Origin of the sequence: Caenispirillum bisanense (assembly GCF_039523075.1) — a bacterium.
In the GTDB taxonomy this organism is placed as follows: Bacteria; Pseudomonadota; Alphaproteobacteria; order Rhodospirillales; family Rhodospirillaceae; genus Caenispirillum; species Caenispirillum bisanense.
The window spans coordinates 1-12,362 of record NZ_BAAAEP010000081.1; the positions used below are offsets into that span (position 1 = coordinate 1).

General features: G+C 69.6%; 14 protein-coding genes and 1 riboswitch. Of the genes, 4 read left to right on the forward strand and 10 right to left on the reverse strand.

Features of this window, described 5'->3' with window-relative positions; genetic code table 11:
- From ABD056_RS21540 to ABD056_RS21580, 9 genes are all read right to left on the reverse strand, one after another.
- A partial coding sequence (locus ABD056_RS21540; protein ID WP_343870185.1) for an AraC family ligand binding domain-containing protein occupies positions 1-406 on the reverse strand: 406 nt, incomplete at its 3' end.
- A 260-nt stretch (positions 407-666) separates the two neighbouring features.
- Positions 667-2,673, reverse strand: a complete 2,007-nt coding sequence (locus tag ABD056_RS21545; protein ID WP_343870187.1) for a HAMP domain-containing methyl-accepting chemotaxis protein — start codon at positions 2,671-2,673, stop codon at positions 667-669.
- Positions 2,674-2,963: 290 nt separating this feature from the next.
- Positions 2,964-3,302, reverse strand: coding sequence for a HesB/IscA family protein (locus ABD056_RS21550; RefSeq protein WP_343870189.1), 339 nt, complete (start codon positions 3,300-3,302; stop codon positions 2,964-2,966).
- Positions 3,303-3,350: 48 nt separating this feature from the next.
- Positions 3,351-3,731, reverse strand: coding sequence for an SUF system Fe-S cluster assembly protein (locus ABD056_RS21555; RefSeq protein ID WP_343870192.1), 381 nt, complete (start codon positions 3,729-3,731; stop codon positions 3,351-3,353).
- A 51-nt stretch (positions 3,732-3,782) separates the two neighbouring features.
- Positions 3,783-5,060, reverse strand: a complete 1,278-nt coding sequence (locus tag ABD056_RS21560) for a cysteine desulfurase (protein ID WP_343870194.1) — start codon at positions 5,058-5,060, stop codon at positions 3,783-3,785.
- A 16-nt stretch (positions 5,061-5,076) separates the two neighbouring features.
- Positions 5,077-6,471 (reverse strand): Fe-S cluster assembly protein SufD, encoded by a 1,395-nt coding sequence (gene sufD, locus ABD056_RS21565; protein ID WP_343870196.1) that lies wholly within the window; start codon positions 6,469-6,471, stop codon positions 5,077-5,079.
- Positions 6,472-6,490: 19 nt separating this feature from the next.
- On the reverse strand, positions 6,491-7,246 hold the full coding sequence (gene sufC / locus ABD056_RS21570) for a Fe-S cluster assembly ATPase SufC (protein ID WP_343870198.1): 756 nt from the start codon (positions 7,244-7,246) through the stop codon (positions 6,491-6,493).
- A gap of 94 nt (positions 7,247-7,340) precedes the next feature.
- Entirely contained in the window at positions 7,341-8,804 is a 1,464-nt protein-coding gene (sufB, locus tag ABD056_RS21575) for a Fe-S cluster assembly protein SufB (RefSeq protein WP_343870200.1), read from the reverse strand.
- 26 nt (positions 8,805-8,830) lie between these two features.
- The gene (locus ABD056_RS21580) at positions 8,831-9,262 is read right to left on the reverse strand and encodes an SUF system Fe-S cluster assembly regulator (RefSeq protein WP_343870202.1); all 432 of its coding nucleotides are present in this window, start codon (positions 9,260-9,262) and stop codon (positions 8,831-8,833) included.
- A 192-nt stretch (positions 9,263-9,454) separates the two neighbouring features.
- Between ABD056_RS21580 and ABD056_RS21585 the strand changes: the two genes are divergently transcribed.
- Positions 9,455-9,898: a SufE family protein gene (locus ABD056_RS21585; RefSeq protein ID WP_343870204.1), complete on the forward strand. Its 444-nt coding sequence runs from the start codon at positions 9,455-9,457 to the stop codon at positions 9,896-9,898.
- A gap of 184 nt (positions 9,899-10,082) precedes the next feature.
- On the forward strand, positions 10,083-10,361 hold the full coding sequence (locus ABD056_RS21590) for a hypothetical protein (RefSeq protein WP_343870206.1): 279 nt from the start codon (positions 10,083-10,085) through the stop codon (positions 10,359-10,361).
- Between the two features lie 68 nt (positions 10,362-10,429).
- Here ABD056_RS21590 and ABD056_RS21595 read toward each other — a convergent pair whose 3' ends face one another.
- On the reverse strand, positions 10,430-10,714 hold the full coding sequence (locus ABD056_RS21595; RefSeq protein ID WP_343870209.1) for a hypothetical protein: 285 nt from the start codon (positions 10,712-10,714) through the stop codon (positions 10,430-10,432).
- A gap of 110 nt (positions 10,715-10,824) precedes the next feature.
- Positions 10,825-11,025, forward strand: a riboswitch (cobalamin riboswitch).
- A gap of 127 nt (positions 11,026-11,152) precedes the next feature.
- Between ABD056_RS21595 and ABD056_RS21600 the strand changes: the two genes are divergently transcribed.
- Complete coding sequence (locus ABD056_RS21600; RefSeq protein WP_343870211.1) at positions 11,153-11,929, forward strand: DUF4198 domain-containing protein; 777 nt, start codon at positions 11,153-11,155, stop codon at positions 11,927-11,929.
- A 20-nt stretch (positions 11,930-11,949) separates the two neighbouring features.
- Positions 11,950-12,362 (forward strand): carboxypeptidase-like regulatory domain-containing protein (locus ABD056_RS21605; protein ID WP_343870212.1); only part of this gene is annotated, 413 nt, incomplete at its 3' end.

The following is a 12,362-nucleotide window of genomic DNA, read 5'->3' on the forward strand; positions in this document are numbered from 1 at the left end:
AGCCGTCGGGGCCGGCGGCGGCGGGGGCGGCGGGGGGGTGGTCGCGGAAGGCGGCGGCGGTGGCGCCATCGAGCGGCACCGGGGCGGGGGACTCCCGCGCGCCGGGGCCGGCGGCATCCTCGGTCAGGTCGGCGACGGCGGCGGCGACCACCGCCGGGTCGAGATAGAGCATGCGCCACGCCCGGGCGCCGCCGCCGAGCGGGCTGCCGTCGTGAACCTCGCCGGGGTTGACGGTGATGATGTCGCCGGCGGTCGCCTCCACCGCGCCGCGACCGCTGGCCGAGGCCTGGGCGCCCCGGTGCAGCAGGCCGATGCCGAACTGGTCGTGGGTGTGGCGGCCGAACCGCCGCGCCGTGTCGGCCGCCACCGCCTGCACGCCGGCCAGGGCACAGGGCAGGGGCGCCACCTCCGGGCCGCCGGCGCCGGCGCTGGCGCCGCGGCGACGGCGGTGGAGCGACGGCGGACCGCCGGTGGCGGCCGCGGGCGGGCGGGCATCGGGGGGCAGGGCGCGGCTCCTTGAACGAGGCTATGCCCTGCCGGGCAGGGCACGAGGCGATGCCCCGCCGGGCAGGGCACCACGGTCAGGATACCCGCACCCCGCCGCCCCCGCCAGCCGGTACGGCGGTGGCGGGGGCGGGCTGGGGACGACGGTTCAGGATAGGGCGTTCAGCCGTGGCTGCGGATGGTGGTGAGGAAGTTCGCCACTTCCCGCTTCAGCACGTCGGCGTCGCGCGACAGTTCCGACGCCGCCGCCACCACCTGTTCCGAGGCGTGGCCGGCTTCGCCGGCGGCGGCGGTCACCCCTTCGATGTTGCGGGTGACGTCGGCGGTGCCGGCGGAGGCCTGCTCGACGTTGCGGGCGATCTCCTGGGTGGCGGCGTTCTGCTGCTCCACGGCGCTGGCGATGGAGGAGGACACTTCGTTCACCTCGGCGACGCGGGTGACGATTTCCTCGATGGCCGTGGCGGCGACCTGGGTCTCGTCCTGCACCGCCTTGATCTGGTGGCTGATTTCCTCGGTGGCGCGGCCGGTCTGGTTGGCCAGGTTCTTCACCTCGTTGGCGACCACGGCGAAGCCCTTGCCGGCGTCGCCGGCGCGGGCCGCCTCGATGGTGGCGTTGAGCGCCAGCAGGTTGGTCTGGTCGGCGATGTCGGTGATCAGGTTCACCACCTCGCCGATCTTGGCGGCAGTCGCCGTCAGGCCCTGCACCACCTCGTGGGTGCGGCGGGCTTCGGCGGCGGTGCGGGCGACCACTTCGGACGAGTGATGGACCTGCCGGCCGATCTCGGCGATGGACGACGACAGTTCGTCGGCCGCCGCCGCCACCGTCTGCACGTTGGCCGAGGCCTGTTCCGAGGCCGCCGCCACGGCGGTGGCTTGGCGCGAGGTCTCTTCCGAGATCGACGCCATGGACTGGGCGGTCGACTGCATTTCAATGGCGGCCGCCGACACGCTTTCCACCACGTGGCCGACGCTGGCCTCGAAGCGGTCGGCCAGTTCGGCAAGGGCGCGGCGCTTTTCTTCCGCCGCCCGCTGTTCCTGGGCGCGCTGCTCGGCTTCCATCTGGCGCACGCGGATGGCGTTGTCCTTGAACACCTGCACCGCCTGGGCCATCTGCCCGATCTCGTCGCCGCGGTCCTTGGCCGGCACTTCGGCATCCAGGTCACCGTGGGCGAGGCGGCCCATGGCGCCGGTCATGGCCTTCACGGGGGTCACGATGCCGCGGGCCAGCAGCACCGAGACGGCGATGCCGATCAGGGTGGCGACCACCACAACGACGATCTCGAAGGTTTCGGCATCGGCGAGGCCGCTGCGCAGGCTTGCGGCGGCGGCGGTTTCCTGCTGCCGCTGGCGGTCAAGCAGGGTGCCGGCGGCATCGCCGAAGGCGGCGGCGCGCTCGGCCATGGTCTCGTTCACCAGGGCGGCATAACGCAGGGTGACGTCCACCTGCTGGGTGAAGGCGGCGGTGTACTCCGCAACGGTGGCGCGGGCGGTTTCGGCGTCGGCGCGCAGGTCGAACGGAAGCACCGGCAGCAGCTGCGCGAGGCCGTCCGTCGCCCGCTGCAGGTGACCCTTGGCGGTATTGGCATCCTCCACCGTCATGCGGCCCTGGAAGCGCAGCACCGCCAGCCGGGCGTCGGTATAGGCATTGCGGACGGTCATGGCGGCGGCAAGCGCCTCAAGGTTGCCGCGTTCCTTCACCGCCGCGATCACCCGGTCGATCTCGCCATTGCCGCGCGGACCGATCACGTCGGTGCCCTCGCGGATCAGCTTCTCGCGTTCGCCGCGCAGGGCGACCACCTGCTCCAGATCGCGCGAGTAGCCGTCGTACAGGCCCCGCATGTCGGCGGCGAGACGGCGGGAGTCGGTGTCCGTCAGGCGACCCGACAGAGTGTCGAGGTCCTTGGCGAGGGTGGTCTGCAACTCGCGCACGCGGTCCAGCGCGGCGGCGCGGCCCTCGGCGTAATAGATGAAGACGTTGCGGCGCAGTCCGACGACATTGCGCTCGATCTGCGCCACCAGGGCCGTCACTTCCACGTCGCCGTGGAAGCTGCCGAAGGTGTCGCCGGCCTTGCGGGCCGACAGGATGCCGATGACGCCGACCGTGACGAGCAGGATCAGCATCAGGAGAAAGCCGGCGTAGATGCGCTGGCTGATGGTCACGGATTTCATGGCGGTCACCTCCGGCTGTCGCTCCGACGGCCGTCGATGTGGTGGTGGCGGCGGTGTCGGTATCCTTCCCTGAACGGGCGATTCTAGGCCAGTTGACGCCACTACCCTACATCGTCAGGCGATATATCTGCCGCGCGTAACACGCATGGAAGGACCATGCACCCGGCACCCGACAGCCCCAAAGGTGGGGGGCGCGGCCCCTACAATGGCCGCACGAACGCAACCGGCCGGCCCCATCGCAGGGACCGGCCGGTCATGCCGTCAGGATAGGACGAGGCGAAGGACTCGCCTCAGCCGACCGAGAAGCTCTCGCCGCAGCCGCAGCGGGCGGTTTCGTTCGGGTTGTTGAAGACGAAGCCGGACTGCATCTTGTCCTCGCGGTAGTCCATCTCCGACCCGATGAGGAACATCAGCGCCGACGGGTCGACGAAAATGCGCACGCCCTTGTCTTCCACCACGTCTTCAAAGGGCTTCTTGTCCTCGGCGTATTCCACCACGTAGGACATGCCGGAGCAGCCGCGCGTCTTGATGCCGACGCGCAGGCCCTCGACCGGCTTGTCCGACCGGGCGATCAGCGCCTTCACCCGCGCCGCGGCGGCATCGGTGAGGGTCAGAACCTGGGCAGCCATGCGTAACAACCTCCAAGCAGTCGCGTTGCTTCCGATATCGGGAGTCGGTCAGAACATGTCCAGGGCGATCTTGGCCTCGTCGCTCATGCGTTCGGGCGTCCACGGCGGTTCCCAGGTCAGTTCGACGTGAACCTTGCCGACGCCGTCCACCGCCGCCACCGTCTCGGCCACGTCGCCCGGCATCTCGCCGGCCACCGGGCAGGCCGGGGCAGTCAGGGTCATGACGATGCGGACGTCGCCGTCCGGCTTGCGGTCGATGTCGTAGATCAGGCCGAGATCGTAGATGTTCACCGGGATCTCGGGGTCGTAGACGGTGCGCAGGGCTTCGATGATGCGCTCGTCGGTGGCCGGCTGGGTGCCCTCGGCCAGCTTGGCGCCGGCATCGGCGGACAGGTCGCCCTCGGGCGGCGGCGGCTCGGGAGCGATCATCGGGGGTCGCATCACGGACATGGTCGGTCTACCTCGTGATCCTGCGGGTGGTCAGGCGAAAATGCGGCGGACGCTTTCAAGCGCCTTGATCAGGCGGTCGATGTCGTCGCGGGTGTTGTACATGCCGAGCGAGGCGCGCCCCATGGCGGCCACCCCGAACCGTTCCATCACCGGCTGGGCGCAGTGGTGGCCGGCGCGGATGCACACCGCCGACTGGTCCAGCACGGTGGCGATGTCGTGGGCGTGGGCGCAATCCATGGTGAAGGCCATCACCGCCGCCTTGCCCGGCGTGGTGCCGAACAGGGTCAGCCCCTCGACGCTCGCCAGCTGCTGCTGGGCGTAGTTGAGCAGCTCGTGCTCGTGCCGGGCGATGCGGTCGAGGCCGATGGCGGACACGTAGTCGATGGCGGCGCCGAGGCCGACGGCCTGGGCGATGGGTGGCGTTCCGGCCTCGAACTTGGCCGGCAGCTCGGCCCAGGTGGTCTTTTCGAAGGTGACGCGGGCGATCATGTCGCCGCCGCCCTGGTAGGGCGGCATGGCGTCCAGCAGCTCTTCCTTGCCGTAAAGGATGCCGATGCCGGTCGGGCCATAGAGCTTGTGGCCGGAGAAGGCGTAGAAGTCGACGTCCAGCGCCTGCACGTCCACCGGGATGTGAACCGCGCCCTGGCAGCCGTCGATGAGCACCTTGGCGCCGGCCTCGTGAGCCTTGCGGGTGATCTCGGCGATGGGGAGCACGGTGCCGAGCACGTTGGACACATGCGCCACCGCAACGATCTTCGTGCGGTCGGTCAGCAGGCGGTCGAAGGCGGCCATGTCGAAGCCGCCGTCGTCGGTGACCGGCACCACCTTCAGCACCAGCCCCTTCTCGTCGCGCAGCATCTGCCACGGCACGATGTTGGAATGATGTTCCAGTTCCGAAATGATGATCTCGTCGCCTTCCTTCAGGAACCTGCGTCCGTAGGTGCTGGCGACCAGATTGATGGCCTCGGTGGCGCCCTTGGTGATGATCACCTCGCGCGTCGAGCGGGCGTTGAGGAACACCCGCGCCTTCTCGCGGCTGTCCTCGTACCGGCTGGTGGCGCGCTCCGACAGGGTGTAGGCGCCGCGATGGACGTTGGCGTAGTCCTCCAGGTAGAGGCTGTCCATGGCGTCGATCACCGCCTGCGGCTTCTGGGCGGAGGCGCCGGAGTCCAGGTACACCAGCGACTTGCCGCGGATCGGCCGGGCGAGGATGGGGAAGTCGCGGCGCACCGCCTCGACGTCGAAGCCGGGGGCTTCCGGGGCGATGGTTGCCGTTTCGAAACGGTCGGCGGCGTTGACGGATGTCATCAGGCGGGTTCCTTCCTCACGCGGCCGGGGCGGCGGCGGCCAGCGCGGCGGCGCGGCGCTGCTGCCAGAGGTGGATCTTGTCGGCGAAGGCCTGGCGCAGCGGCTCGGCGGCGATGCGCTCCACCACGTCGTCGAGGAAGCCCTCGATCAGCAGGCTGCGGGCGGTTTCCGGGTCGATGCCGCGGGAGCGCAGGTAGAAGAGCGCCGTCGCGTCCAGCTCGCCAGCGGTGGCGCCGTGGCTGCACTTCACGTCATCGGCGTAGATCTCCAGCTCCGGCTTGCAGTCCACCTCGGCGCCGCGGTCGAGCAGCAGGGCCTTGTGCAACTGGTTGCCGTCGGTCTTCTGGGCGATCTGGCGGACCAGGATCTTGCCCTGGAACACGCCCTTGGCGCCGGAGGCCAGCACGCCCTTGTAGACCTCGTTGGAGGTGCAGTCGGGCGCCGCGTGGTCGAGCAGGCTGGTGGTGTCGAGCACCTGGTCGCCATAGGCGGCATAGGCGCCGTTCAGGTGCACCTCGGCATGGCGGCCGGCCAGCTCGGCGCGCAGGTCGTGGCGGCTGAGGGCGGCGCCCATCTGCAGCACGAAGCTGTCGTAAACCGCACCGTCCTCCACCTTGGCGGCGGTGGCGGCGATGGAATGGGCGCTGCGCGGCAGGTTCTGCAGGATGTAGTGGCGCAGGTTGGCGCGCGCGGCCACATGCACCTCGGTCACCGCATTGCGCAGGGTGGCGGGGCCGGCGGGCGCGTCGCTGCTGCCGATCCAGCTTTCCAGCACGGTGGCGGCGGCACCGCTTTCCAGCACCACCAGATTGCGCGGCTGGTGGGCGGTGGGCTCGCCGTCGAGCGGGGCGCTGATCTGGACGATGTGGATGGGGCGTTCGATCATGGCGCCTTCGCGCACCCGCACCACGAAGCCGTCCAGCAGGCCGCACTGGTTCAGCGCCGCGAAGGGCAGGGTGCCGGCATCGGCCAGACGGCCGAACCAGGGCTCCACCGTGTGCGGCTCGGTCTCCAGCAGGCGGGCGAGGCTGTCCACCCGCAGGCCCGGCGGCAGGGTGTCGAGGTCCGACTGGTCCGGCGCGTGGCGGCCGTTGACGAACACCAGCACATGGGCGTCGACGGAGAGCGCCTCGCCGGCCGGCAGGGCCGGCAGCTCGGGCTGCGGCGCGGCGGCATCCACCGCCCGGAACGGCACCTTCAGCAGGGCGCGCAGCGGCGTGTACTTCCACTGCTCCACCTTCACCGTCGGCACGCCCTGGGCGACGAACAGGCGGGCGCCTTCCTCCCGCGCCCGCCGCACCCAATCGATGCGGCTGCCGGGCAGGGCCTCGGACGGGGCGGTGATCAGGCCGGCGAAGGGGGCGGGAACGGCGGTCGGGGCGGTCACGGGTGTGGTTGCGGTCTCGGCCATGATGCTGGCGCCTCCTGCCTCACGCAGCCTGCTCGACGTACTCGGCATAGCCCTTCTCTTCCAGCTCCAGCGCCAGTTCCTTGCCGCCGCTCTTGACGATGCGGCCGTTGGCGAAGACGTGGACGAAGTCCGGCACGATGTAGTTGAGCAGGCGCTGATAGTGGGTGATGACCAGGAAGCCGCGCTCCGCCGTGCGCAGGCGGTTGACGCCGTCGGACACGATCTTCAGGGCGTCGATGTCGAGGCCGGAATCGGTTTCGTCGAGGATGCAGAAGCGCGGCTCCAGCATGGCCATCTGCAGGGCCTCGGCGCGCTTCTTCTCGCCGCCGGAATAGCCCATGTTGACCGGGCGCTTGATCATCTCGTCGGGGATGCCAAGCTCCTTCTGCTGGGCGCGCAGCAGCTTCAGGAACTGCATGGCGTCGATCTCGCCCTCGCCGTGGGCGCGGCGCTTGGCGTTCATGGCCGCCTTCAGGAAGGTGGTGGTGGCGACGCCGGGGATTTCCACCGGGTACTGGAAGGCCAGGAAGATGCCGGCGGTGGCGCGCTCGTCGGCTTCCATGTCGGCGATGTCGCGGCCGTCGAACAGGATCTGCCCGCCCGTCACCTCATAGCCCTCGCGGCCGGCGATGACGTTGGACAGGGTCGACTTGCCGGCGCCGTTGGGCCCCATCAGGGCGTGGACCTCGCCGGCGTTGATGGTCAGCGTCAGGCCCTTGATAATGTCCTTGCCGTCGACGGCGGCGTGCAGGTCCTTGATTTCGATGAGCGGCATTGTTGCGTTCCCGTATCCGTCCGAAACCCGATGAGCAGCATGAGCGCGGGCCGGCGCGGCCTGTTGGCGGCCGTCTTCCTGCCCGCCGGCCCCGTCAGCCGACGCTGCCTTCGAGCGAGATGTTGACAAGCTTCTGCGCCTCGACGGCGAATTCCATCGGCAGCGTCTGCAGGACTTCCTTGCAGAAGCCGTTGACGATCAGCCCGACCGCTTCCTCGGGGTTGAGGCCGCGCGACCGGCAGTAGAACAGCTGGTCCTCGCTGATGCGGCTGGTGGTCGCCTCGTGCTCCAGCTTGGCCGAGGGGTTCTTGCTTTCGATGTAGGGCACCGTATGGGCGCCGCACTGGTCGCCGATCAGCAGGCTGTCGCACTGGGTGAAGTTGCGCGCCCCCTCGGCCCCGCCCAGGATGCGCACCAGGCCGCGATAGGTCTGGTCGGCGCGGCCGGCGGAAATGCCCTTGGAGACGATCTTCGACCGGGTGTTCCTGCCGATGTGGATCATCTTGGTGCCGGTATCGGCCTGCTGGCAGTTGTTGGTGATGGCGACGGAATAGAACTCGCCCACCGACCCCTCGCCCTGCAGGATGCAGCTCGGGTACTTCCAGGTGATGGCGGAGCCGGTTTCCACCTGCGTCCACATCACCTTGGAGTTTTTGCCGCGGCAGGCGGCGCGCTTGGTGACGAAGTTGTAGACGCCGCCCTTGCCGTTCTCGTCGCCGGGGTACCAGTTCTGCACCGTGGAATACTTGATCTCGGCATTGTCCAGCGCCACCAGCTCGACCACGGCGGCGTGCAGCTGGTTCTCGTCGCGCTGCGGCGCCGTGCAGCCTTCCAGGTAGCTGACGTAGGTGTCGTCATCGGCGACGATCAGCGTCCGCTCGAACTGGCCGGTGTTCTTCTGGTTGATGCGGAAGTAGGTCGACAGCTCCATGGGGCAGCGCACGCCCTTGGGGATGTAGACGAAGCTGCCGTCGGTGAACACCGCCGAGTTCAGGCAGGCGAAGTAGTTGTCCGACGGCGGCACGACGCTGCCCAGGTACTTCTTCACCAGATCGGGGTGGTTGCGCACCGCCTCCGAGATGGCGCAGAAGATGATGCCCTTCTCTTCCAGCTTCTTGCGGTAGGTGGTGGCGACGGAGACCGAGTCGAACACCGCGTCCACCGCCACGTTGGCGCTTTCCACCCCGGCCAGGATTTCCTGTTCCTTGATGGGGATGCCGAGCTTCTCGTAGGTCTCCAGCAGCTTGGGGTCGACCTCGTCCAGCGACTTCGGCCCCGCCTTGGTCTTCGGCGCGGCGTAGTAGTAGGCGTCCTGGTAGTCGATGGGCGGGTAGTGGACCTTCTGCCACTTGGGCTCGTCCATGGTCAGCCACAGGCGATAGGCCTTCAGCCGCCATTCCAGCAGCCACTCCGGCTCCTCCTTCTTGGCGGAGATGAAGCGGATGATGTCTTCGTTCAGACCCTTGGGCGCCGTTTCGACCTCGATGTCGGTCTCGAAGCCGTACTTGTAGCGCTCCATGTCGCGAACGGTCTGGACGGTGTTCTCGGTCGCCGCCATGGCAACACCCTTTCCTTCTCAGCCTGTCACTCTGCCGCCGGCACGCCGAACATCGGCTGGTCCTGGGCCATCTGGGCCAGGCTGACGGTCGACAGGGCCGCACGCACGGCCGCATTCACCTGGGACCAGTGGCCGTGCATGGGGCACAGCGCCTCGATCCCGCATTCGTCGTCGGCCTCGTCCACGCAGGAGGTGAGCGCGATCGGCCCCTCCACCGCCTGGATCATGTCGGCCACCGTAATCTCCAACGGTTCCCGCCCGAGGGCGTATCCGCCGCCGGCGCCGCGGACGGAACTGACCAGCCCGTCGCGCGCCAGCGTCTTCAGAAGCTTCGCCACCGTCGGCAGCGGCACGCCGGTGTCGGCGGCGATCTGCTGCGCCGAGCGGACCTGACGCTTGCGCGCCATATCGACCAGCATCACGACGGCGTAGTCGGTCATGCGGTTGATGCGGAACATGCGGTGCGACAGCCTCGCTGCAACGGCCCGGAACGGGGGCCTTGAAAGTCAGACCAGTTTGGTCCCCTTTTAATAGGACCAACGGGGTCCCCTTTCAAGGGGAAAGGCCGCGATCCGCTTGAGCGGCGGGCCGTTTGTCCTCATGTTGGGGCCCGCGCCGCGGGCGCATGCAGTCGCAGGTTGGAGGATGTCATGGCGGGCACGCCGCAGGATACGATCGAGGAACTGGCCGAAAACTTCGCCCTGTTCGACGAGTGGGAGGACAAATACGCCTACATCGTCGACCTCGGCCGCCGCATGGACGCCCTGCCCGATGCCGAAAAGGGCGACGAGACCAAGGTCGCCGGCTGCATGAGCCAGGTGTGGATCAAGCCTGAAGTCACCGACGACGCGCCGCCGCGCCTGCGCTTTCGCGGCGACTCCGATGCCCACATCGTCAAGGGGCTGATCGCCATCCTGCTGCAGATCTACAGCGACCGCACCGCCGACCAGATCCTGTCGGTCGACCCCAAGGCCATGCTCGCCCGGCTGGAGCTGGAAAGCCACATCAGCCCCAACCGCCGCAACGGCCTGGTCAGCATGATCGAGACCATCCGCGGCTACGCCGGGCGCCTGAAGCAGAAGCAGGAGGCCTGAGGCGGTGCCATGATACCGCTGCCGCGACTCGGGGAGCGGCCGGACGCACAACCGCTAGATGTTTGATTCGCCGTATACTTTTTCACCCGCCCCGTAGCCCTCTTTGTGGCTCCCCGCCGGCGTTCCGTCGAATATCCTTACAAAAAATAAACGACCGTGAACGACAGAACGAGGGACGCCGATCATGACCATTGCCGCCATCTCCCCGATCCCCGCCGCCACCCCGGTCGCCCGCACCGCCCAGCAGGCGGAACTGCTGGAGGCGGCGCGCCGCACCCGGCGCAGCGCCACCGCCTTCGCCGCCATCGTCGCCCGCTTCGGGCGGGAGATGCCGCAGCGGCTGGAAGGTTTTCACGAGATCATGCGTGACGTTCGCGTCACCGCCAGCCGGCTGGAACAGGGCCTGACCCCGGCCCGGCCGCAGGCTTCGGCCGCCGCGCCCGTTCTGATGGCGGCGGAGTAACGCCCGTCACGGCCGGCGCGGCGAGGGGTCGCGCCGGCCTCAACGGCCAGCAGTGGGTCGCGCCGGCCTCAGCCGGCTAGCAGCAGGCCGCAGGTGGGGCAGGTGGCGGTCGCCATCAGGCGCTGCCGCTCCCCCTCGCTGAGCCGGGCGCCGGCCAGTTCGGCCCGCAGCACCGCCAGCATCTGGTCGTGGCTGGAGACGGCGCGGCACTGGCGGCGGGCATCCTGCACCGCCCACACATCCTCCACCGTCGCCGGTTCCTCGCGGAAGGCGCGGGCCGGCACGCTGCCGAGGCCGAGCACGGCGGCGGCGGTCAGGCCGGTGGTGGCAAGCAGGCGACGACGGCTGAGCATGGCGGGCGGACTCCGCGGCGGAACGGGCGTGTGTGCTCCTACAGGTAGCGCCGGCCGGCCCGCCGCGCAATCCCCATGGGCCGCGTTGCCAGGGGCGCGCATCCTCTGATAGTCTCCGCCGCGGTACCGGTTCCCCCACGGGATTGAAAGGGAACACGGATGACCGGCGCCGCCGGTCGAGCCGTGGCTGCCCCCGCAACTGTACCCGGCGAGTCCCGCCCCCTCATGACGGCCACTGGCATCCGCCGGGAAGGCCGGGGCGGAGATGACGACCCGGGAGCCAGGAGACCTGCCGGTACAAGCGTCGCCTTTCCGACGGACGGGGGTCCTTCGTCGGTCCGGGTTCACCGCAGCGGTGACGCGCGTGTTGCAACCGTCACCGCGAGGCCGCGACCACTCCGCGCGGCCCGCCGGCAGACCCTTGGAGGCTTGTTGACCATGCGCCGTTTCGCGTCCCTGATGCCCGCCGTCGTGCTGGCCGGCCTGGCGGCCGCCGCGCCCGCCGCCGCCCATTTCCAGGAACTGATCCCGTCCACCGACATCGTGACGCCGGAAACCGGCACCACCGTCGACTTCGAGATCCGCTTCACCCACCCCATGAGCCAGGGCCCGACCATGGACATGGCGCCGCCGGCCCGCCTCGGGGTGCTGCACGACGGCGCCCTCACCGACCTGACCGCCGAGGCCCGCGCCGTCACCGTCGACGGCAAGGCAGCCTTCACCCTGTCCCACGTCATCAAGGCGCCCGGCGACTACGTCTACTTCCTGGAGCCGGCGCCCTACTGGGAGTCCGACGAGGGCAAGATGATCGTCCAGTACACCAAGGTGGTGGTCGATGCCTTCGACGGCATGGAGGGCTGGGACGCGCTGCTCGGCCTGCCGGTGGAGATCGAGCCCCTGGCCCGCCCCTACGGCCTGTGGACCGGCAACCTGTTCCGCGGCATCGTCCGCAAGGACGGGCAGCCGGTGCCCTTCGCCGAGGTCGAGGTGGAATGGCGCAACGACGGCAGCATTGAGGCGCCGGCGGAAGCCTTCGTGACCCAGCTGGTGAAGGCCGATGCCAATGGCGTGTTCGCCTATGCCCTGCCGCGCGCCGGCTGGTGGGGCTTCGCCGCCCTGCTGGAGGCCGACGCGCCGATGAAGAACCCGGCCGGCCAGGACGTGCCGGTGGAAGTGGGCGGCGTCATGTGGGTGCGCGCCGTCGACATGAAGTGAGGCGCGGCCGGAGGACTGCCATGACCCGTTTCCCCCGCCGGCTGCGGCCGGCCTTCGCCCTTGCCGCCGGTCTCCTGCTGGCGCTGCTGCTGACGGCGGCGGCGGCGAGCCCGGCGCTGGCCCACAAGATCAAGATCTTCGCCACCGCCGAGGGCACCACCATCACCGGCTACGTCTATTTTCCGGGCGGCAGCCGGCCGGCCGGGGCGCCGGTGACGGTGACCGGCCCCGACGGCAGCGTGCTGGCCGAGATGACCACCGATGCCGACGGCGCCTTCCGCTACGAGGCGGTGCGCCGCATGGACCATACGTTCACGGTGGACACCGGCGACGGCCATCGCGGCTCGTTCCTGGTCCGGGCGGCCCAGCTGCCGCGCTCGCTGCCCGGCGATGCCGCCCGCGGCGCCATCGCCGCCGACTTCACCCCCCGCGG

Excerpts from the sequence above, each read along its gene's own strand:
- ABD056_RS21545 (WP_343870187.1), bottom strand. The coding sequence starts at position 2,673 with ATGAAATCCGTGACCATCAGCCAGCGCATCTACGCCGGCTTTCTCCTG.
- ABD056_RS21550 (WP_343870189.1), bottom strand. The coding sequence starts at position 3,302 with ATGGCTGCCCAGGTTCTGACCCTCACCGATGCCGCCGCGGCGCGGGTG.
- ABD056_RS21555 (WP_343870192.1), bottom strand. The coding sequence starts at position 3,731 with ATGATCGCTCCCGAGCCGCCGCCGCCCGAGGGCGACCTGTCCGCCGAT.
- ABD056_RS21560 (WP_343870194.1), bottom strand. The coding sequence starts at position 5,060 with ATGACATCCGTCAACGCCGCCGACCGTTTCGAAACGGCAACCATCGCC.
- sufD (WP_343870196.1), bottom strand. The coding sequence starts at position 6,471 with ATGGCCGAGACCGCAACCACACCCGTGACCGCCCCGACCGCCGTTCCC.
- sufC (WP_343870198.1), bottom strand. The coding sequence starts at position 7,246 with ATGCCGCTCATCGAAATCAAGGACCTGCACGCCGCCGTCGACGGCAAG.
- sufB (WP_343870200.1), bottom strand. The coding sequence starts at position 8,804 with ATGGCGGCGACCGAGAACACCGTCCAGACCGTTCGCGACATGGAGCGC.
- ABD056_RS21580 (WP_343870202.1), bottom strand. The coding sequence starts at position 9,262 with ATGTTCCGCATCAACCGCATGACCGACTACGCCGTCGTGATGCTGGTC.
- ABD056_RS21585 (WP_343870204.1), top strand. The coding sequence starts at position 9,455 with ATGGCGGGCACGCCGCAGGATACGATCGAGGAACTGGCCGAAAACTTC.
- ABD056_RS21590 (WP_343870206.1), top strand. The coding sequence starts at position 10,083 with ATGACCATTGCCGCCATCTCCCCGATCCCCGCCGCCACCCCGGTCGCC.
- ABD056_RS21595 (WP_343870209.1), bottom strand. The coding sequence starts at position 10,714 with ATGCTCAGCCGTCGTCGCCTGCTTGCCACCACCGGCCTGACCGCCGCC.
- ABD056_RS21600 (WP_343870211.1), top strand. The coding sequence starts at position 11,153 with ATGCGCCGTTTCGCGTCCCTGATGCCCGCCGTCGTGCTGGCCGGCCTG.